This is a genomic window from Sulfurospirillum multivorans DSM 12446 (genome assembly GCF_000568815.1).
Lineage (GTDB): Bacteria > Campylobacterota > Campylobacteria > Campylobacterales > Sulfurospirillaceae > Sulfurospirillum > Sulfurospirillum multivorans.
The window spans coordinates 1572638-1593282 of sequence record NZ_CP007201.1; the positions used below are offsets into that span (position 1 = coordinate 1572638).

A 20645-nucleotide genomic window follows, 5' to 3' on the forward strand; every position below is an offset into this window, starting at 1 on the left:
AGGCACCTACGAATGGCTCTTACTTCTTCTCAGGTTTTAAATATCGCACTGGGGCTCGCTCTTGTCGTTGGAGGCTTTGCCTCCGCTCAATACGGTAATTTTGGTGGAATTTCTTACAATGAACTTACCGAAAAATACATCAGTAAAAGTGATGTCAAATTTAGTGATCTTCCCCTTGAACTGCAAACGCAGTTCATCGATAAAGAGGCAATGATAGAGCAGAGTAAAGATGGTACGTTATTTGAAGATGCCTATTACGATGAACAAGGCAAGCCCATTCCTGAGTCCGAACTCTCCAAGCAAGATTTTAAACGCATGATCAATAAACTGCAAAAGACACTTCTTTTTGTCCAACATGACAATTTGTTAATGTCCAATGAGAAAAGTGAGCTCTCTAAAAAAATTGAAGAGCAACAAAACGAATTGGAAGAACAGCGCGATCAATGGACCAATAAAAGCACTGAACGCCTGAACGAAGCCGAACAGCAACATTATCGCAACATTAGCGATTTGACGATGAAGATCAATGAGCTTCAAAAAGAGAATGTCCTGATCTCCCAAAAAGCCAACATCGAAGCCAATGCATTGAACAGCCAAATCGAAGAACTAAAAGCAAAAGCACTCGATGATGAAGATAAAAAGCAGATAGCCATTACCAAAGCCAGAGAAGAAGAGCAGTCAAAATTGGGCGATTATAAAGAGAAAATCAAATTTTTAAATGATCAAATTACCCTTTTAAATGAGCAAATCAACACCACCAATGAAACGGCTAAAAGTGCTTTTGCACGCAAACAAGAGGAGATCACGAAACTCAAAGAAGAGATCGTACTCGCGGCGAAAGAGAAAAATGAGATCATGAGTAAGCAGACGCAAACGCTTGTGATCAATGAGCAAAAACATAAAGAAGAGATCGCACAATACACCAAAACGATTGAGCAACTCAAAGTCGATACGGAAAAATTGATTGCGCAAAATCGTCAAGATATGGTTTTTCAAGATACAGAGCATGCGAAAAAAATGGTACTGCAAGAAGAGAAAATCAAAAGTGTTACGACCGAACTTGCGAGTGCTAAAAAACACATTGACGCTTTGATGTTAGAGAACGAAAAAGACTTTAATAAATTTAGAACCTATCTTGAAGATGAGAAAAAGCTCAACAAAGAGCTTAGTAGCGCGAACAAAGCCCTCGAAGAGAGTGCTCAAAACAGCGAAAAAACGCTCAACGTTTCCATCTTAAAGCTCAAAGAAGAGATCGCTAAAAAAGAGAGTACCATCAAAGAGCTCAACGATAAAATGGCCCTTCTTAACAACGAAAAAGCCAACTTTGAAGTCGAAGTGAAAAAACGTCTTGATGAAAACGATAAAATTCACAATAAAAATTACAAAGTCTTTAATGAAAAAATAGCCAATTTTGACGCTTCTAAAAAAGAGCTTGTCGAAAAACTTGAGAAACAGATGAATGAGTATAAAGCTGCTTCCACAGAAAACAGCGAGCGTGTTCAGTTTCACATCAATGAACTTGCCACCTCCAACAACGAACTCAAAGCCAAAAATGACGAAAAAGAGAAAGAGCTTCAAAGTTTAAAAACGCAAATTATCTCCTTTAGAACTGAGACTCAAAAAGGCAAAGAGAGTGATGAGAGCAAGCTTAAAGAGCTTCGTTCAACATTGGAAGAGTTAAAAGCCAGCAGCAAAGCAAAAGAGAGCGATTTCATTGCTAAATTGCAGTTACTTCAAGCAGAGATCAAAGAAAAAGAGAGTGTGATCGCATCAGCGAAAAAAGAAGAAGCCCTGAAAATCGCTGCATTAGAAAAAGAGATCAAAATCAAAGCGATAGATCTTCAAAAAATTCAAACGGAAAATGCACGTCATGAAGGCACGATTCAAACCTTACATGTAAAGCTCAAAGATGCGGAAAATAATGCAACCAAAGCGACCACTAAAAATGTTGAGGAGCTCAAAGCGAAAGTGGCAACATTTGAGAAAAATCGTATCAGCGAAGATGCCAAGATGGTCGGACTTAAAGAGGAACTTCGTCGCAAAGAGATTGAGTATTTGGACATCATCAAAGAAAAAGAAAAAGAGCTCAAAATCAAAGAAGCGACGATAGTGGCAAACAAAGAGGGAACGAAAAAGATAGAAATGCTCAAAGCATCAACCGAAGAGAACCTCACAAAATTTAAAGAAGAGTTCAAACAAAAAGAGCTTCAACGCCTCGCGGAAATCAAAGCGCTTCAAAGTGATCTTAAAACCAAAGAGAGTCAATTAGCAGCGTTTAGCAAAGAAGATTCTCTTAAAAGCAGCGCGTTAGAAAAAGAGCTGAGAGCCAAAGAGGCAACCATTGTTGCCAACAAAGAAAACTATAAAAAAACAGAAACGCTCAAAGCTTCTTTGGAGGAGAATTTGGCCAAACTCAAAGAGGAGTTTAAACACAAAGAGCTTCAACATTTAGAAGCCACCAAAGCCTTGCAAACAGAACTAAGAGCCAAAGAGAGCCAACTGGGCTCTAGTAAAAAAGAGGAAACGCTGAAAATCATAGCGCTTGAAAAAGAGCTCAAAGCCAAAGAGAGTGCGCTTGCTCAAAGCCAAGAAGAGCTGAACAAACGCATGGCATCCAATGAGCAGACGATTAAAACGCTCAATGAAAAAATCAAGCTTTTAGAGACAGCCACACCAAAAGTTGCAACAGCTAAAACCGCGACACCTTCCCCTAAAGGTCAAAAGCTGAGCATGGTCGACAAAGTGACATGTGCGGATATGGGAACGGGTGTGAATGCTATCACCGAAGCATGTAAAAAAGAGGTGCAAACCGTTCTTTCCAAATACGACAGCAGTTACTTCTTTGAAGTTGCCCCGATTGTTGACAATGGTGGTTTTACATCGCTTAAACTGATCAAAAGCAAAAAAGTGGGCGTTGAAGATACGGAGATCGATCGTATCAGCGGACTTGCCAACATCGGACTTGGAAAAGCCAGAGCCAAAGCGGGTGGTGAACTGGTCGAATCTTTCGTGGGAGAAGGGGCAAAAATCAGTTACGCACTCTCCAACATTGAACAAGATAAAGCACGAGGCTTCCAAATCAGGGTGTACCACTAAATCATGAATCTTTTTCAACCAAAGCAAGGGTATCGTTACAACAGCGACACCCTTTTACTGTACGATTTTATCAGCTCGTTTGCGCCAAAAGGGGAACTCTTGGACGTGGGCTGTGGCTGTGGCATTTTAGGACTCTTGCTCAAACGCGATTTTCCTCATTTACATGTAAGCCTTTTGGACATTCAATTTCTGAGTTGTGAAATCGCCAAAGCCAACGCAGAAGCCAATCTTTTACTCCTAGAAAACATTACATGTAAAGATTTTTTAGAAGCAACCTTTGAGCATAAATGGGACATGATTGTCTCTAATCCTCCTTTTTACCACAAAGGTGGTGTTAAAAATGAAGACAATGCCCTTTTCCTAAGTCGCCACAGCAGCGCACTTCCTTTTGATGCTTTTGCTAAAAAAGTGAGTAAAACGCTCTCCAATCGGGGATATTTTTGTTTCTGCTATGATGCGAAACAGATAGACCACGTGATGGCGTCACTGCTTGGAAATGGACTCAATGTCGAAGACCTCTGTTTCGTGTATCCTAAAGAGGAGAAAGAGGCATCTTTGGTGTTGGTACGTGCGCGTAAAAACTCAAAAACACTCTGTAAAATTCATCCGCCACTTTTTATCTATACGGGTGAGCATATCAGTGTGCGTGTGAAAGCTATTTTTGAACAATCTGCTACGAAGAGTTGTGAATGGAGCGTTTAATGAAATGCGAAGGCTATCCGTATGCGTTTGATCCAAATGCCTGTCAAAACTGCTCGGGGAAGTGTTGTATTGGTGAGAGTGGGTACATTTGGGTGAGCCAAGAGGAGATAAGTGCGATTGCTTTGAAACTTTCGTTATCCAAAGAGGCATTTATCAATAACTATTTACTAAAAATTCGCTATCGTTTCACGATCAAAGAGATCGCATACGAAGGCGGCTATGGTTGCGTCTTTTTCGATATGGAAAAAAAGATGTGTCGTATCTATGACGTACGCCCACAACAGTGCCGTACATTCCCTTTTTGGGAATATTTTAAAGAAAATATTGACGAGGTAGTTACAGAATGTCCCGGTATTATTCGCTTATAGTCGTTCTTGTTTTATTGGTGGGATGTAGCACCAAAGAGGTTGTTATTACGAACGAAACAACTAAAAAAGTTTTTGAAGAAGAGGATAATCTTATTTTGCAAGCGTTAGATTATCAGCAAAATGGCGATTACGTCAACGCACGCAAAATTTATCATACCCTGTATGAACAGAGTCAGAAAAAAGTGTACCTCACCGAAGATGCAGGGCTTGCCTTTGTCTTGGGCGATCCTGATGCGCACGATCTCATTATGCAAGGTATTAAAAAATACCCCGATGAGAAAAACTTCAACCGTCTTTTGGTGGGACAATTGGTCAAAGAGAAGCGCTATGAAGAGGCTGAAAAAGAGATACTTAGGCTCATTGAATTCAATAAAAGTGTCCAACATCTGAGCATCGCAGGTAATCTTTATTTGCAGATGAAAGCCTATGATTTGGCACTCAAATATTTTGAAAGTGCTTACAAACAAGAGCAAAATGAAGATATTTTGATCAACATTGTCGAGCTGTTAAACCGCTTCTTAGGACGCAAAGACGATGCCATTGCCTACTTAGAGACCTATGCCAATATGGAAGGGTGTGGCAATACGGTCTGTTACAAACTCATCGAAATCTATGGGCGTGATCGCAATGTTCAAGGCTTAATTGCTACCTATAAAAAACTCTACAAAGAGGAACAAAGCGAAGAGATAGCCAAGAAAATTGTTGAACTGATGCTGTACATTAAAGATGTCAAAGGGGCGACAACCTTTTTGGAAAAAACAGGCTTTAACCAAGATATGTTGCTTCAAATTTATGCTACACAGAAAAAATTCAAAGAAGCCTATACATTGGCTGAAAAACTCTACGATGAGAGTAAAAATCTTGATTATCTAGGGAAAATGGCTATTTATGAGTATGAGCTCAATAAAACCAATCTGGCACCTGAAACCTTGCAATCAATTTCGCATAAATTTGATGAAGTGACCAGTTTGCTGAAAGACTCTGTCTATCTTAACTACTATGGGTATCTGCTCATTGACCATAATATCGACGTTTCAAAAGGTATTGCACTGGTGCAAGAAGCGCTTAGATTAGAGCCAAATTCTCCTTATTATCTTGACTCATTAGCGTGGGGACTTTACAAACAGGGTCAATGCGATGAGGCGTATAACATCATGAAATATTTTGGTGAGCATGTGATGGAAGAAGAGGTCATCGCGCATATTGAAGCGATTAAAAAATGTTTGAAAGAGAAAAAATGATTCTAGACGAAATTATCAAACGCACGCGTGAGGATTTAGAAAAGAAGAAAAAAGAGTATACGATTGATTGGTTGGGTAGAAGCCTTGCGTTTAACCCTTTTATGCCACGCGACGTCAAACCTTATCTGAAAGCAACACCCCAAAATCCGTATCGCATCATTGCTGAAGTGAAAAAAGCTAGCCCTAGTAAAGGGGTGATCAAAGCTGATTTTGACCCTCTGATGATTGCCAAAGCGTATGAATTAGGAGGTGCTGATGCTATTTCTGTGCTGACTGAGCCTCACTATTTTCAAGGAAACTTGGAGTACTTAACCCAAATTCGCCGTTATGTTCCCACACCCTTGTTGCGTAAAGATTTCATTGTTGATGAGTACCAAATCTTAGAAGCGCTGGTGTATGGGGCTGATTTTATTTTATTGATCGCAAAAGCGCTTTCCAAAGCAGAACTCAAACACCTTTTAGAGTACGCATTACGACTAGGGCTTGAAGTTTTAGTCGAAATTCATGACAAAGAAGACCTCGTTAAAGCCATCTTTGCAGGAGCAAATATCATCGGAATTAACCACCGAAACCTAGAGACCTTTGAGATGGATATGAGTTTAACTGAGAAACTGATGCCACTCATTCCGCAAGGAAAAATCATCGTTGCAGAGAGTGGATTGAATGACAAAGAGACGATTCAACACTTAAGCAAAATCGGTGCGGATGCCTTTTTAATTGGCGAGTATTTTATGCGTGAACCAGACATTCAAGCCTCACTTGAATCCATTAAAAAGGTCGATTGATGGATTACATGTACGCTCCTTGGCGGGATGTTTATTTTAGTGATAAACCAGAAGGGTGTGTTTTTTGCAACATAAGCGAGCATCCAGAGCTGGATGAGCAGCATCATGTCTTGTATCGCGATGCGCTCTGCTTTATCGTAATGAACCGTTATCCTTACACGCCTGGGCATTTTATGGTGATTCCTCATTATCATACCGATGCGGTTGAGGAACTGGAACCCGAAGTGTGGCTGCATCTCTCGTTTATCGTGCAACGCTGTGTAAAGATGCTTAAAGAGGGCATTGGAGCGCAAGGGGTGAATCTTGGTATGAACCTTGGCAAAAGTGGCGGAGCGGGCATTGCAGAGCACATTCACTACCATGTGATCCCACGCTGGATAGGCGATACCAATTTTATTACCACCATCGCTGATACCAGAGTTTATGGAACCGATTTTGAAAAAATCTATACGCATCTTAAAGGGCTTGTTCCTGAGTATCTGGCATGCTGATTGAGCTTGACATTGACGCCTTTATTTCCCAAAAATCAGAGTTTGATCTTTTAATCGACGCGCGTAGCCCCAAAGAATTTTGTGAATCTCACATTCCAAATGCTCAAAACTTTTATGCCCTAAATGATGCAGAACATCAAGAAATCGGCACGCTCTACAAACAAGTCTCACGCAATGACGCCAAAATACTCGGTGCTCGTTACATCTGCCAAAATGTAGCATCGCATCTTGAACGAATCGCAAAAGAGTACAAAATTGGCTCTAAAATCGGCATCTACTGCGCTAGAGGAGGGCTAAGATCTAGCTCCATTGCGATTATCCTCTCGCACATTGGCTATCAAGTCTACCGACTTCAAGGTGGCTATAAACAGTACCGTATGTATGTGCTCACCTATCTTGAAAATTTACCGCATCAGCGTTTCATTGTCCTTGGTGGCAATACGGGCTGTGGAAAAAGTGAACTCTTGCAATCGCTTCATCCTTCCATCGATCTTGAAAACCTTGCCAACCATCTGGGTTCGAGCTTTGGAAGTATCAAAGGCGCGCAACCCAGTCAAAAAGCGTTTGAAAATAGTTTATGCGAAATTTTACATAAAATTGATCCCAATGCCACAATCTTCATCGAGGCCGAAAGTAAAAGAATGGGAAAATGCACCATTCCAGCGCTTTTACATGTAAGGATCTTACAAGGCTATCGTATCGAAATTACAGCACCGCTTGTGCAACGTGTTGAGCGAATACTCAAAGACTATCAGATGATTACGCCTGCCTTTTTTGACCAATCGATGAAGATGATTGCGCCGTACATTAAAAAAACGGTGAAAGAAGATGTTTTACACGCATACGAAGAGGGCGACCTTGCGCAAGTGGCGAAGATACTATTAGTTGAGTATTATGATCTTGTGTATAAAAAACCGCATCATAGCGATACAACCCTTGATAATGCTGATGAAATGGCAACTTTGGAAGCTCTTAGATCTTTACATGTAAAACTCTCAACCGTTTAAACCACCTCCTCTTAAGTTTTTTTTTATCCACAAAATGTCACAATAATACCAGATATAGTTCAGTATTATTTAAGAGGAGTATTTGTATGAAAGTATTATTAGCATCACTTGTGTGTGCTTCATCGCTGTTTGCACATTTTCAAACCGTTATGACAGATAAAACCGTCATTGAGCAAGGTGGAAACACGAAAGTTTCTATTCAATACGAATTTACCCATCCCTTTGAGCAACACCTCATGAACATGCAAATGCCTAAAGAGGCGGGCGTTTTCATGGAAGGCAAAAAGACATCGCTTTTGGGCGCATTCCAAGCTGTCGAAAAGAACAAACTCACGACGTGGAAGAGTGAATACACGATTAAAGAGCCAGGGGTTTATCAGTTCTATGTCGATCCTGTGCCTTATTTTGAGCCTGCGGAAGAGAAATTTATCCGCCATCAAACCAAAACGATTGTGGATGCCTTTGGTTCAGGCGAGGGCTGGGATAAACCTATTGGTCTTAAAGCGGAGATCATTCCACTCTCACGTCCTTATACACTCTATGCAGGCAATCTATTTAGCGCCCAAGTGCTTTACAAAGGCAAACCCGTCCCAAATGCTGAAGTGGAAGTAGAGTTTTACAACACCAAAGGGCTCAAAGCACCCAATGAAATGTACGTCACACAAGTCTACAAAGCCGATAAAAATGGTGTCTTTCATGTCGCACTTCCGACTGATGGATGGTGGGGATTTGCCGCTTTAATGGATGATGATGAAAAAATTAAAAAAGATGGTAAAAGTTACCCTGTCGAATTGGGCGCTGTACTTTGGCTCAAAACAGAGGCAATGAAATAAAATGCACCTCAGTGAAGGCTTACTCAGACCTGAGATATTAATCGGTGGAGCAGTCGTTTCGGCTGCTTTTACTCTGTATGCGTTTAAAACACTCAAAGATGATGAGATTCCTAAAACGGCGGTACTTTCGGCGCTGTTCTTTTTGGCATCGTTCATTCACGTTCCCATTGGTCCCACATCAGTGCATCTTGTCTTAGGCGGCATTGTTGGAGCCATGCTGGGTTTTCGTGCTTTTATCGCTATCTTTGTCGCTCTTTTACTCCAAGGCGTTCTATTTGGCTTTGGCGGACTCACCACGCTTGGTATCAATCTTTTCAATCTTGCCACACCCACGCTGATTGGCTATTGGCTTTTTATGCTTCCTTCAAACAACCGTTGGCAAAAAGATCTGCTCTGGTTTTTAGTCGGTTTCGTTCCTTTAGCCCTTTCTGCCTTCTTGCTTTCACTCACCCTAGCTCTCAATGGCGACGCGTTTGTGGACGCCGCAAAACTAGCTCTTTTAGCGCACTTACCGATTATGTTTATCGAAGGGTTTATCACACTTTTTGCGCTTCGTTTCATTGAAAAAGTCTCCCCACATCTTTTACATGTAAAGGAGCAGTATGTTACGCATCGGGCTGCTTAGTTTACTCTTTCTGAGTAGTCTATGGGCGCATAAAATCAACCTTTTTGCTTACGATGAAGCGGGGAAGCTCTATATTCAGAGTTACTTCACCAAATCTTCACCGTGCAAACAGTGTGTCGTAAAGCTCTTAGATGCAAACCAAAAAGAGCTTTTAACGTTAAAGACCGATGATGAGGGCAAAGCTTCGGCTAAACTGCCCTTGGCTGAATTTGACATTATCGTTGAAGCGGGTATGGGGCATCAAACGCAAACACACTATGTTGCACAAAGTCATACCAAAGAAGAGGCAAAAACACTACCATCCGACATGCCTTTGGATAAAATGCTTTTAGGATTGGTTATAATTGTCTTTTTCTTTGGAGTACTGTATTGGATCAAACGCAAACCCAGCCACGCATAGCACCGACGACAGCGCTTCTTTTAGCACTGTTTTACAGCACTGTCGTGGCATTACAAGAATATCTTTATGCCCCCATGCTTCTGCCATTGTTGTTGCTTAGTTGGCTTCACAGAGCATCACTTTTGAGTATCTTCAAGCGACTCTTTTGGCTCAATACGCTGATTGCTATTGTTGTTGCAAGCATGTTGTGGCAAAAAAACTATGAGCTTGCACTGCTTGTTTTTTTACGATCCAATTTCATTTTGCTCTTTATGTTAATGCTCTTTCACGGTAAAGATGAATTTTCCATCGCCATTGCAATGCACCGTTTGCGTCTGCCTCATAAACTCACCTCTATCTTCTTTTTCACGGCAAAGTCCATTTTTCTCATCAAACGCGAGTTTACACTTTTCAAAAATACCTTACATGTAAGAGGCTTCACACCCAAAACCAATCTGTTGACCTATAAAACGATGGCGGGATTTGTGGGCATTTTGTTCATTAAAGCGTTGGAGCGTTCATTTTGGCTTGAAAAAGCGATGCAACTTCGTGGTTTTTGTGGTGAAGTCTATACGTTAGAGGCGCATCAAGACTTTAGCACATACGATCGTTTGCTTGCGTTTATCACGATTTTATCACGATTTTATCGCTACTTTGGCGACAAGGAGCCCTTTTATGAGCTGTTCGGTTAATATCAAAAACCTCTCCACCTCGCGCGATGGTGTGCGTTTGTATGAAAACGTGACACTCGATGTCTCGCACAAAGAGAAGATCGCCATTATTGGGCCTAATGGGTGTGGTAAAACAACGCTTTTAGAGATCATTGCGGGACTTCGACCTTTGGAAGAGGGCACATTAGAACTCTTTCACCAACCGATGCGCTCTTTGGATGAGTTTAAAAGCATGCGTCATCTCATCGGCTACCTGTTTCAAGACTCGGACAATCAGTTTTTAGCCCCCGTGGTGGAAGACGATGTCGCCTTTAGCCTATTAGCCAGTGGTGTTTCCAAAGAAGAGGCAAGGCTCAAAACGGCGATGATGCTCCAAGACTTGGGCATTTCGCATTTAGCGAAAAAGATCGTCTACCATCTCTCAGGCGGAGAGAAAAAATTGGTTGCACTGGCAGGCGTTTTGATTATGGAACCCAAACTGATGCTTTTGGATGAACCCACCAATGGGCTCGATCAAGCGATGCAACTGCGTTTGATTGATATTTTAGGGCGCATTGATAAGAGTATTATTATTGTTTCGCATCATAAAGAATTTATAGAATTGGTGGTTGAAAAGATTTATGAGATAACGCCCAATGGGCTAAGCTGTTCGGTCAATCTTAAAAATGAGAGTAACCACCACCACGACCATGGCGATCACCCTCATTCACATTAGAGTTAAAACGTTAAAAGAGGCTCTTTACCAGATGAGAGTTTAACCGCTTCTTTGATGGCATTGATGTAGCTTAAGCACGAAGGATTTCCCTCTTTGTAAGCGATGTCAAAGGCGGTTCCATGATCCACCGATGTTCGCACGACGCCTGCATTGAGGCTGACATTGATGCTTTCGTCAAAATAGAGCGTTTTTAAAGGAATCAGACCTTGATCGTGGTACATACAGACAAAATAGGTAAAATTCTCACGATTGTTTTTTGAAAAAGCAATGTCAGGCACGAGGGGTCCCACAAACACTTCACGCTCTAAAAAGTGATTGACTTTTAAGATCGCTTTTTCGATCTCCGCGTCTTCATCTCCAATCACACCATGATCGCCTGCGTGGGGATTAAGCCCTAAAACAGCGATACGCTCGGCGCCTAATTCTTCATAGACTTTGAGCAAAAAAGGTTTGAGTTTTTTGGCTTTAATCTCATGCGGTACATCGCGCAGTGGAATGTGGTGCGTGTACAAAATGGTAAACATCTCCTCACATCCGAGCATCATAATCGCTTCGCAGCCCAAAAGATCACTGAGGGCGTCTGTATGCCCTTTGTATTCCAGTCCTGCCATCGCCCATGATTCTTTGTTGATCGGAAGGGTCACGATACCACTCACTTCATTGCTTTTCGCGAGTGCGACTGCGGTGATAAACGAGTCATAGGAACTCTCACCGGCTTCTGCACTACACACACCTGGTTCTATCTCAAAAACTTTCCCACAGTCACGTATCTCAAAATCACTGGGGACATCCAACCCTAAAAGCGCGGCGCCCCAGCCTAGCATATTTTCATTGATGCAGTAGAGAGGATAGCAGTGTTTTTTCACCTCGTTGTGTGAGCGCAAGGCAATTTCTAAGCCAATACCGTTTAAATCACCAATACTGATGGCTATTTTTTTCATCTCATTAATCCTAACATCTCTTTGACTGCTTGCTCAAAGCCCACAAAAACAGCGCGCGCAATGATGCTTTGACCAATGTTGAGCTCGCTAATCTCGTTGATCTCTAAAATGCGTTTCACATTTTGATAATTAAGTCCATGACCTGCTGCTACTTTGAGCCCCAATTGGTGTGCTAGTTTAGAGGCGCGTTCCAGCTCATGCGTTGCTTCAAGCAGTTTTACATGTAAAGATTCGCGGTCTAATTCAAGCGCTTTAATACTGTGGCGTGAACGTGAAAGATTGGAGTAGAGCATCGCGTAAATATTGGCGTAAGAGCCTGTATGAAGCTCGATCCATTCGGCTTGGATCTCTTTTGCCGCTTCGATCATTGCGTTAGTGGGGTCAATAAAAAGTGAAAGCTCGATCTGCTCTTTTTTTAGCCTTTGCGCAATTGCTTTAATGACCTCTTTGTTTTTCACCACATCAAGGCCGCCCTCTGTCGTCACCTCTTCACGTTTTTCAGGCACTAAGGTCGCACGATGAGGACGCAGTTCTATCACTTTTTCGATGATTTCCGGGGTAATCGAACACTCCAAATTGATAGGTAGCTGGGAAGTTTCAATGATTTTTTTCGCATCATCATCGTTAATATGACGGCGATCTTCTCGTAAATGAATCGTGATTTGATCCGCACCTGCGCGTTTGACTAAAGAGATGGCGTCCAATGGATCAGGATCATTAATCTTTCGCGCTTCTCTTAGCACTGCAATATGATCGATATTTACGCCTAGAAGCATCATTGTATCCTTCGTTTTTTAGGGATTATTATAGCCAAAATATGATTTCTAAAAAATTTCAATGGCTATTAGGAATATGAATCCGTGTGTTATCTAAAATGCCGTACTCAAAATCAGGGTGACAGGCAAAACAGTTTGAAGCATCTTTTACATGTAAAGAGTGATAGATATTTTTATCGATGCTTTTGTGTGTTTCTCTCCAATAAGGAACCTTGCTCATCGAAATAGGGCGCATTTCGCCCAAAGATTCGAGTGTTTTAAAGGAAACTTTGTGCGATGAACTCTCCGCGCTGTGGCTTAAAAGGTACGCTTTGATGCTCATCTGCTCGCTTTTGGTGATGTTATTTTCTCTAATTTGCTCGCCAAAATGGTTATCCAGTCCTTCCATAAGACGCACCCATGAGTCGTGCGGTAACATAAAGGGAGGATAGAGTTTATGGCAGGTGCTACATTTTTCAAAAAAGGCAGGATTTTCTGCTTGAAAATCGCGCTTCTCAAACCTGCTTTGTGTCAAAAATGTCTCGTTAGAACATGCCACGTTATACAGCGTCACCATCGATAACCCAATCACCGCGTAGGCAAAAAGATGGCGCACCATCGAAACACGCGCATCGTTACCTTCTGCTTTTTTATAACCCGTGATCATCGCAAAAAGCATGTGCGTTTTATGGTAAAACTGTTCAATTAAAACACCCACAATGTGAATCAATGCCCAGATAAAAAGCAGGTACGAGAGCACTTCATGGAGACTCAAAAGGATGGATGAAAACTGAAAATAGTGCTCATTGAGCTCTTTAAAAATTCCACTACCTTCTTGGATTCCTTGCAAAAGTAGCCCACTGAGAACGATCCAACTTCCCAAGCCTAAAACAATCAACGTAAACCAACTCGAAGCGGCATTGTGCCCTGCATGAATTTTGCGCCATCTGTTTTGAACTTTCTGGACAAAATATTCTTGAAGCTCTTTGGGGCTTAATGTAAACGTTTTAAACGTGGCATAATTGGGTCCAACAAATCCCCAAATGAGTCGAAAAAGTAACACAATGCCAAAAATAAGACCGAAGGCTAAATGCCATCTAAAAAGATAATGGAAAAATGAGGTACCAAAGGAGAGGAGAAAGGATGTTGCCATAATCCAATGAATAATGCGTGTACACAAAGGCCATACAAAAACTTCATGAATTCTTTTGTTCATTCGTAACTTTCAGATGTTTTTTGATGCGTTGAAACACCAAAAAACATCATACTCAAATTTTTATTTGAGCCCATTAAAGCTATTGTGAATGTAATTCGCCATCATTTTAATGTCGTAGTCATACCCTTTTTCAGCCAATTTTTTCATGTTATGTTCCATAACATCGTGCTCGGTAGCAGTGGATTGCCCAAGACCGCCGTTTTTAATGTCAAAGAGTGACATCTCAAGTTCTTGAACACTCTGTTTGGTCAGAGCAGGTCCTTTTTTCTCAGCAACTCCTTCACCTTTTGGCCCATGACAGTGCAAACATGTCTCTTTATACACTTGATCTGGCGTGTATTTGTACTTCATAACATCCGATTTTGGTTTATCACCACATCCACTTAAAACAACCAAGGCAATGAGTGAGAGTGCTAAATTCATTTTTTTCATGCGTTTTTCCTTATTATGTATCATCATCAAAACTAGGCTCTACCAGAGAGCATGCCATAAATTGTCATAGGTTTGAGGGCATAAACTTTAAGCAGCCACCATATCCAGCGCTCTTGGGTTGGATCAAGAGGGAAAGAAGGAGCGGGTTTGGCTGTCCAGTTAAACTCAAGCAGTGCCACGGTTCCAATACTCGTGATCAACGGACACACGGTGTAGCCATCATACGCAGCAGGAAGTTTTTCTTGTTTTTCCATCACAGCAATCAAGTTTTCGGCCACGACATTGTATTGTTTACGCGCACTTCCGCCCGTTTTTCCCATAGGAACAGCGGCAACATCTCCCAATGCAAAAATATTTTTGTAGGTAACGTGTTGCAAAGTCTCTTTCACAACAGGAATCCAGCCTTTGCTAGAACCAACCGGTGATTTACCAACAAAATCAGGAGCTTTTTGAGGAGGCGTGATGTGGATAAAATCGTATTTTTTCTCGACCAATTTGCTCATAGAGACCATCGTGTACTCTTTAAGATCTTCGTCGTATTCACCTTTTTCAAGCCATTTTTTCTCAAAGGTTGCCATTTTTTTCTCAGTATCAATCGCGACTAAATTGGTTTTAAACTCCCATTTAAAATCTCTGACTTTAAACTGTTCAAAAATGGCAGCATTGTACTCAGGCACGCCAAACATCTTATCGCCTGATGGACAAAAGGTTAATTCTACTTTATCTCGCACACCCGCTTTTTTGAGTAAATCATGCGTAATGTACATAATTTTTTTAGGGGCTCCACCGCATTTAATTGCGGTATCTGGGTCTGTAAAAATTGCTTGAAGTTTCTCTGGACCCTTATGTGCTTTGGCTTTAGCGATCAGCTCTTCAATACCTTTTTTGGTATCCACGGCGCCATCGGCAAAATAGACAGAGTAAACGCCATCTTTTCCCACTTTTTTGCGCACAACATCATTCGCACCCATGGAGGTAATTTCGCCTTCTAACCCTTTAATAGCCCCAAAATTCAGTGTTAAACCCATCGCAACGACTAAATAATCGTAACTAATCTCTGTGCCATCAGCTGTTTTGACTTTATTGTTTTGTGGATCGAAACTCACAACCGAGTCTTTAATCCACTTGACACCTTTAGGGATAAAATTCGCCGTTTCATAGGTAATGTCACTTTTTTCCCACACACCAGCTGCGATCAACGTTTGCCCAGGTTGATACGAAACGGATTGTGGATTTGGCTCGATAAGCGTAATGTCAGGGTTTGCAAGTCTGTTTGTAAGCTTTGCAGCGGTCGCAACGCCCGCAAGACCACCGCCTACGATTACAATTTTGCCCGTTGCATTCGAACTCGAAGCCTCAGCTTCGGTAGCGATTGTTGCACTTGCTATAACACTTGCAGCAATTGGAGATGCTGCCAATAACTTCATCGCATGACGGCGAGACATCCCACCTTCATGCTTTTCAATCTCAAAGAGTATCTCCTCAATGATTTTGTCTGATTTCATCGTTTTCCCATCCTTTTTGGTTGTATATTTCCCCATTCTACTTCCAACAATCTGAGGCTTTCCTTGGTTAAAAATATTATACTTGATTATTTTAGTTGTTTATAATCTTCTGAAATTGTCCTCATAATGTAATGTTATCCAAACCAAACATTAAGTTTCTTTTTCCTAAAATCTTCTATTCACTTTAGCTCAAGTAGGCATTATGTTAAAACGAGAAGTTCTTATTTTTATCGTCATTTTTCTCTTCCTATCCTTAGGAATGCACATGAACCAGTGGCTGACACATCCTTTAGTGCATTTACAGCAACTCTCCATCCACAAAATGCCCTACCATCCGCTGCTTTACACCGTAATTGTCTACCTTCTTTTAGCATTAATTCGCGCGTTTATCAACACATTTATGAAACTTTTTAGACGGAAATAGGCTGAAAATGATTGGGTGTGATTTAGGCTCCAATACCCTGCGTATTGTGGAAATAGCGTGTGAGAGCAAAACCCGTGTGAAAGCGTTTGAGCGCATTGTGCGCACGGCAAAAGATTTACATGTAACGGGTATGATCAGTGAAATTTCAAAACAGAATATTTTGAATGCTTTAGAAGAAGCTTCAAAAGTTTTTGATTTTCAACAGGAAAAATGCTTCTGCGTGACGACTGAAGCGATGCGCGTGGCGTCCAATGCCAAAGCAATTTTAGACGAAATTGAGGCACGATTTGGACTGCATTTTGAAATTATTTCAGGTGAAAGAGAAGCGCACCTAACCTCATTGGCGATTGAGCATGCGCTTAAACGTGAGGGTTTTGAGCATCAAACCTACGCCTTATTCGATCTTGGTGGCGGCTCAACGGAACTCACGTTTTGTCTTAATGGTATCAAGCAGTCTCAAAGCTTTCCTTTTGGCATTATTAACACCGCGGAGCGTTACACGCAGGACCTGGAAGCGCATGTTGCACGCATTGTAGAGTCCATTAGCCCATTTGCGCAAACACAACCCGATATTTCTTCCACTTTTTTACAATTAGTAACAACTGCAGGAACACCAACCACGGTTGCCGCTTTTTTAGAAGGGCTGGATTATGCCCATTACGATGCGAACAAAGTCAATGGAAAAATCTTACATGTAAAGGATTTTGAAGAGGCGTATCAGCGTTTAAGTTGCATGAATGAGAGCGATGCAGAGCGCTTTACAGGTACGAACCGTAGGGATTTGGTGGTTGTAGGCATTTTAATTGTCAAAGCGATGATGCGTAAACTTGGCTTTGAAAAATGTATTGTCGTTGATGATGGACTCAGAGAAGGGGTTGTTCTAGAGCAGTGTTACAATTTAGCACGATCCTAAAATACGCCTTCCAAATGAACCCTTTTTAATCTTTCTTTGCTATAATAACCCACTTTTTTTACAGAGCTTTACGGTACTTTGTAAATAATGATTGAGTCTTAGCCGACCTGTTCGGCAAGCTTTAGCGCCCAAACATCGTATAAAAATTATGTAAAGGAGAGGTCATGGAGTTAAGCGGTTCCCAAATGGTCATAGAAGCACTACGTAAGGAGAATGTCAGCGTCGTCTTTGGCTATCCTGGTGGTGCTATCATGAATGTTTACGATGAAGTTTACAAACAAAACTATTTTAAACATATTCTCACACGACACGAGCAAGCAGCCCTTCACGCAGCCGATGGCTATGCACGTGCAAGCGGAGAAGTAGGCGTTGCCTTTGTGACCAGCGGCCCTGGTTTTACCAATGCGGTTACTGGACTTGCAACGGCGTATATGGACTCAATTCCGATGGTCGTCATCAGTGGTCAAGTACCTATTAGTATGATCGGAACCGATGCGTTTCAAGAGATTGACGCGGTGGGTATTAGTCGTCCTTGTGTTAAACACAACTATTTGGTTAAAGATGTCAAAGATTTGCCACGTATTTTAAAAGAGGCGTTTTACATTGCACGAAGCGGCCGTCCAGGTCCTGTTCATGTTGATATTCCTAAAGATGTCACTGCACAGATGGGTCACTTTGCATATCCAAGTGAAATTAAGATGCAAACCTATAAACCAACTTATAAAGGTAATCCGCGTCAGATTAAAAAGGCAATTGAAGCGATTCAAGCGGCTAAACGTCCTGTTTTATACATCGGTGGTGGTGCGATCAATTCCAATGCCAGCGCAGAAGTGAGGGAATTTGCCAAACTCTGTGGCATTCCTGCTGTTGAGACGTTAATGGCACGTGGTGTTATGGGCGATGAAAACCCACTGCTTCTTGGAATGCTTGGAATGCACGGCTGTTACAGTGCCAATATGGCAATGAGTGAGGCTGATCTTATGATCGCATTTGGCCCACGTTTTGATGATCGCGTTACAGGAAAACTGAGCGAATTTGCCAAACATGCCAAAATCATTCATGTCGATATTGATCCTAGTAGCATTGGAAAAATTGTTCCGATTGATTACCCCATAGTAGGTGATCTTAAAAACGTTGTTGAAGCGATGATTCCTCTGGCAAAAGAGCAAATCGATGAGAGTAAATACAAACCATGGCGCGATCTGTTAAAGCGCTACGATGAGATTCATCCTCTTAAATACGAAGACTCAAATGAGATTCTTAAACCGCAATGGGCGATTGAGCGCGTAGGGCAATTACTCGGCGATAAAGCCATTATCTGTACTGACGTTGGGCAACACCAAATGTGGGCAGCACAGTTTTATCCTTTTTCCTACCCTCGCCAATGGCTCAGCAGCGGCGGACTTGGAACAATGGGGTATGGACTTCCTGCCGCCATTGGTGCGAAAGTAGCCGTTCCTTCTAAAACCGTTATTAACTTTACGGGCGATGGCTCCATTTTGATGAACATTCAAGAGTTAATGACCGCGGTTGAAAACAAAGTTGCAGTGGTTAACATCATTTTAAACAACCAATTTTTAGGTATGGTTCGCCAATGGCAAACGTTCTTTTACAATAAACGCTACTCGTCAACCGACCTTTCCGTTCAACCTGATTTTGTCAAATTGGTGGAGAGTTTTGGCGGCCGTGGCTTTAGGGTTACCACCAAAGATGAGTTTGACAAAGCCCTTAAAGAAGCGATTGAGAGTAACACGGTCTGTATGATCGATGTTCAAGTCGACCGTTTTGAGAATGTTTTACCGATGGTTCCAGCAGGTGGAACGCTTTACAATATGATGCTTGAGTATAAGGAGTAAGCGATGGAACATATCAGAAGAGTTTTATCGGTTATCGTTTTAAACGAAGATGGCGTTTTATCGCGCATATCGGGTCTTTTTGCAGGTCGTGGGTACAACATTGATTCCCTCACCGTGGCTCCTATACCCAAAACAAATCTATCGAGGTTGACGATTGTCACCTCAGGCAGTACGCCTGTTTTGGAACAGATCGTTAAACAGTTGCATAAGCTGATTCCGACCTATAAAGTCATTGAATCAGGTCAGTTTGTTGAAAAAGAGATGGCGCTTGTTAAAATTCCCCTCAGTGAAGATTTTAACGGTCTTGATGCGATGCTTAAAGCGTACAATGGAACGATTGCGAGTAGTGGTGAGGATTTTATCGTTGTTATGGTTGCAGATGATTACGATCGCATCGACAACTTTTTAAAAGCGGTTAAAAAATACAATCCAACAGACATCGTTAGAAGCGGCTCAGTCGCGATGGATATTTAGATGAAACTGAGCCTTCTAGCCCAAGCGATTTCACTTGAATTTTCAGGAATGGATCAAGAGGTTACCTCCTTTGCAACACTCAAGGAGGCGACCTCTTCGCAGATCGCTTTTTTTGTCAATCCTAAACTTTTAAGTGATTTACAAAACACCAAAGCAGGGGTCGTCATTCTCCCTGCTACTTTTTTAGAACACCTTCCTTCAAACTCCCAAGCGCTTATCAGCGACAATCCTTATTTGAGTATGGCGTATGCGAGTGCCTTTTTTGCTAAAAAACCGTTTGATACCTCGTCTCCTGCTACGATTTGCGAAAAAAGCAGCATTGGCGCAAATGTGGTTATCGGCAGTGGCAGTGTTGTGGAAGAGGGTGTGCAGATTATGCCCAATGTCACGATAGGTGCGAATGTAAGCATTGGTAAAAATGTTGTGATTTACCCTAATGTTGTGATTTACGATGGTTGTGTCATTGGCGAGGGTTGCATTATTCAAGCAGGAACGGTGATTGGAAGTGACGGTTTTGGTTATGCTCATACAAAGTTAGGTGAGCATATTAAAATCTATCACACGGGGAATGTCATTCTTGAAGAGAATGTGGAAGTAGGGGCGAATACAACGATAGACAAAGCTGTTTTTGGATCGACGATCATTCGAAAAGGGACAAAAATAGACAACCTTGTTCAAATTGGACACAATTGTGAACTAGGACAATATTGTATTATTGTGGCACAATCTGGCTTAGCAGGTTCATCCAAACTCGGACGTAACGTTGTGATGGGTGGACAAAGTGCAACAGCTGGACATTTGGAAATTGGTGATTTTGCAACGATTGCTGCACGTGGTGGCGTTTCAAAATCAATACAGGGCGGTAAAACGTACGGCGGTTTCCCACTGACTTTGCAAAGTGAGTGGCTTAAAACGCACGCAAAAATAGCGAAATTTTTTACAAAGAATTAAAAGGATCAAGCCATGGGCGGAAAAAACACAATATTGACAAAATTTCCATTAGCAGGAACAAAAAACGGAATTATTTCGATCTCGCATTTAGAAGAACCGTATGGAAGTGGTTCATTTCCAGTGGTAAGTATCGGTATTGCTTTAAAGAAAAATGGTGAAGAACCCGATTGGAAAGCACATATCCCTTACGAAAATCTTGATGAACTCATTGCAGCCCTTCAAGATGCCAAAGTACGTTTTGGAACACCTTCAAAATAACAAGAGA

Annotated in this window: 23 protein-coding genes; 18 read left to right on the forward strand and 5 right to left on the reverse strand. The window is 41.7% G+C overall.

Features of this window, described 5'->3' with window-relative positions:
• The first annotated feature begins 12 nt into the window (after positions 1-12).
• From SMUL_RS08065 to SMUL_RS08120, 12 genes are all read left to right on the forward strand, one after another.
• Positions 13-3096, forward strand: a complete 3084-nt coding sequence (locus SMUL_RS08065) for a hypothetical protein (RefSeq protein WP_025344753.1) — start codon at positions 13-15, stop codon at positions 3094-3096.
• A 3-nt stretch (positions 3097-3099) separates the two neighbouring features.
• Positions 3100-3798, forward strand: a complete 699-nt coding sequence (locus tag SMUL_RS08070; protein WP_025344754.1) for a tRNA1(Val) (adenine(37)-N6)-methyltransferase — start codon at positions 3100-3102, stop codon at positions 3796-3798.
• A complete protein-coding gene (locus SMUL_RS08075) occupies positions 3786-4166 on the forward strand; it encodes a YkgJ family cysteine cluster protein (protein ID WP_025344755.1) in 381 nt (126 codons plus the stop codon). Before SMUL_RS08070 ends, SMUL_RS08075 begins: the two co-directional genes overlap by 13 nt.
• The gene (locus SMUL_RS08080) at positions 4142-5407 is read left to right on the forward strand and encodes a tetratricopeptide repeat protein (protein ID WP_025344756.1); all 1266 of its coding nucleotides are present in this window, start codon (positions 4142-4144) and stop codon (positions 5405-5407) included. Before SMUL_RS08075 ends, SMUL_RS08080 begins: the two co-directional genes overlap by 25 nt.
• Positions 5404-6192 carry an indole-3-glycerol phosphate synthase TrpC gene (gene trpC / locus SMUL_RS08085; RefSeq protein ID WP_025344757.1) on the forward strand — a complete coding sequence of 263 codons (789 nt, stop codon included), beginning with the start codon at positions 5404-5406 and terminating at the stop codon, positions 6190-6192. Before SMUL_RS08080 ends, trpC begins: the two co-directional genes overlap by 4 nt.
• Positions 6192-6683: an HIT family protein gene (locus SMUL_RS08090; protein ID WP_025344758.1), complete on the forward strand. Its 492-nt coding sequence runs from the start codon at positions 6192-6194 to the stop codon at positions 6681-6683. Before trpC ends, SMUL_RS08090 begins: the two co-directional genes overlap by 1 nt.
• Positions 6677-7690 carry a tRNA 2-selenouridine(34) synthase MnmH gene (mnmH, locus tag SMUL_RS08095; protein ID WP_025344759.1) on the forward strand — a complete coding sequence of 338 codons (1014 nt, stop codon included), beginning with the start codon at positions 6677-6679 and terminating at the stop codon, positions 7688-7690. The genes SMUL_RS08090 and mnmH overlap by 7 nt, the downstream gene beginning before the upstream one ends.
• 86 nt (positions 7691-7776) lie before the next feature.
• The gene (locus SMUL_RS08100) at positions 7777-8523 is read left to right on the forward strand and encodes a DUF4198 domain-containing protein (protein WP_025344760.1); all 747 of its coding nucleotides are present in this window, start codon (positions 7777-7779) and stop codon (positions 8521-8523) included.
• Between the two features lies 1 nt (position 8524).
• Entirely contained in the window at positions 8525-9148 is a 624-nt protein-coding gene (gene cbiM, locus SMUL_RS08105; protein WP_025344761.1) for a cobalt transporter CbiM, read from the forward strand.
• Positions 9126-9548 carry a hypothetical protein gene (locus SMUL_RS08110; protein WP_025344762.1) on the forward strand — a complete coding sequence of 141 codons (423 nt, stop codon included), beginning with the start codon at positions 9126-9128 and terminating at the stop codon, positions 9546-9548. Before cbiM ends, SMUL_RS08110 begins: the two co-directional genes overlap by 23 nt.
• Positions 9518-10219, forward strand: coding sequence for an energy-coupling factor transporter transmembrane component T family protein (locus tag SMUL_RS08115; protein WP_025344763.1), 702 nt, complete (start codon positions 9518-9520; stop codon positions 10217-10219). Before SMUL_RS08110 ends, SMUL_RS08115 begins: the two co-directional genes overlap by 31 nt.
• A complete protein-coding gene (locus tag SMUL_RS08120) occupies positions 10203-10913 on the forward strand; it encodes an energy-coupling factor ABC transporter ATP-binding protein (protein WP_025344764.1) in 711 nt (236 codons plus the stop codon). Before SMUL_RS08115 ends, SMUL_RS08120 begins: the two co-directional genes overlap by 17 nt.
• 2 nt (positions 10914-10915) lie before the next feature.
• Here the strand turns inward: SMUL_RS08120 and pdxA are convergent, their stop codons facing one another.
• From pdxA to SMUL_RS08145, 5 genes are read right to left on the reverse strand one after another with little or no spacing between them, the layout of a single operon-like run.
• Positions 10916-11854, reverse strand: coding sequence for a 4-hydroxythreonine-4-phosphate dehydrogenase (gene pdxA, locus SMUL_RS08125; RefSeq protein ID WP_025344765.1), 939 nt, complete (start codon positions 11852-11854; stop codon positions 10916-10918).
• Positions 11851-12630: a pyridoxine 5'-phosphate synthase gene (locus SMUL_RS08130; protein ID WP_025344766.1), complete on the reverse strand. Its 780-nt coding sequence runs from the start codon at positions 12628-12630 to the stop codon at positions 11851-11853. The genes pdxA and SMUL_RS08130 overlap by 4 nt, the downstream gene beginning before the upstream one ends.
• A gap of 58 nt (positions 12631-12688) precedes the next feature.
• Entirely contained in the window at positions 12689-13825 is a 1137-nt protein-coding gene (locus SMUL_RS08135) for a cytochrome b/b6 domain-containing protein (RefSeq protein ID WP_025344767.1), read from the reverse strand.
• A gap of 60 nt (positions 13826-13885) precedes the next feature.
• Positions 13886-14257 (reverse strand): c-type cytochrome, encoded by a 372-nt coding sequence (locus SMUL_RS08140; RefSeq protein WP_025344768.1) that lies wholly within the window; start codon positions 14255-14257, stop codon positions 13886-13888.
• 32 nt (positions 14258-14289) lie between these two features.
• A complete protein-coding gene (locus SMUL_RS08145; protein WP_025344769.1) occupies positions 14290-15762 on the reverse strand; it encodes an NAD(P)/FAD-dependent oxidoreductase in 1473 nt (490 codons plus the stop codon).
• A 202-nt stretch (positions 15763-15964) separates the two neighbouring features.
• Between SMUL_RS08145 and SMUL_RS17070 the strand changes: the two genes are divergently transcribed.
• The 6 genes from SMUL_RS17070 to SMUL_RS08175 all read left to right on the forward strand — a co-directional run bounded on the left by SMUL_RS17070 (position 15965) and on the right by SMUL_RS08175 (position 20638).
• Positions 15965-16186 (forward strand): hypothetical protein, encoded by a 222-nt coding sequence (locus tag SMUL_RS17070; protein ID WP_025344770.1) that lies wholly within the window; start codon positions 15965-15967, stop codon positions 16184-16186.
• 7 nt (positions 16187-16193) lie between these two features.
• Complete coding sequence (locus SMUL_RS08155) at positions 16194-17099, forward strand: Ppx/GppA phosphatase family protein (RefSeq protein WP_025344771.1); 906 nt, start codon at positions 16194-16196, stop codon at positions 17097-17099.
• 164 nt (positions 17100-17263) lie between these two features.
• Positions 17264-18955: an acetolactate synthase large subunit gene (locus tag SMUL_RS08160; protein ID WP_025344772.1), complete on the forward strand. Its 1692-nt coding sequence runs from the start codon at positions 17264-17266 to the stop codon at positions 18953-18955.
• A gap of 12 nt (positions 18956-18967) precedes the next feature.
• Positions 18968-19429, forward strand: coding sequence for an acetolactate synthase small subunit (ilvN, locus tag SMUL_RS08165; RefSeq protein WP_025344773.1), 462 nt, complete (start codon positions 18968-18970; stop codon positions 19427-19429).
• Positions 19430-20380 (forward strand): UDP-3-O-(3-hydroxymyristoyl)glucosamine N-acyltransferase, encoded by a 951-nt coding sequence (gene lpxD, locus SMUL_RS08170; RefSeq protein WP_025344774.1) that lies wholly within the window; start codon positions 19430-19432, stop codon positions 20378-20380.
• Between the two features lie 12 nt (positions 20381-20392).
• Positions 20393-20638 (forward strand): hypothetical protein, encoded by a 246-nt coding sequence (locus SMUL_RS08175; protein ID WP_025344775.1) that lies wholly within the window; start codon positions 20393-20395, stop codon positions 20636-20638.
• The last annotated feature ends 7 nt before the right edge of the window (positions 20639-20645 follow it).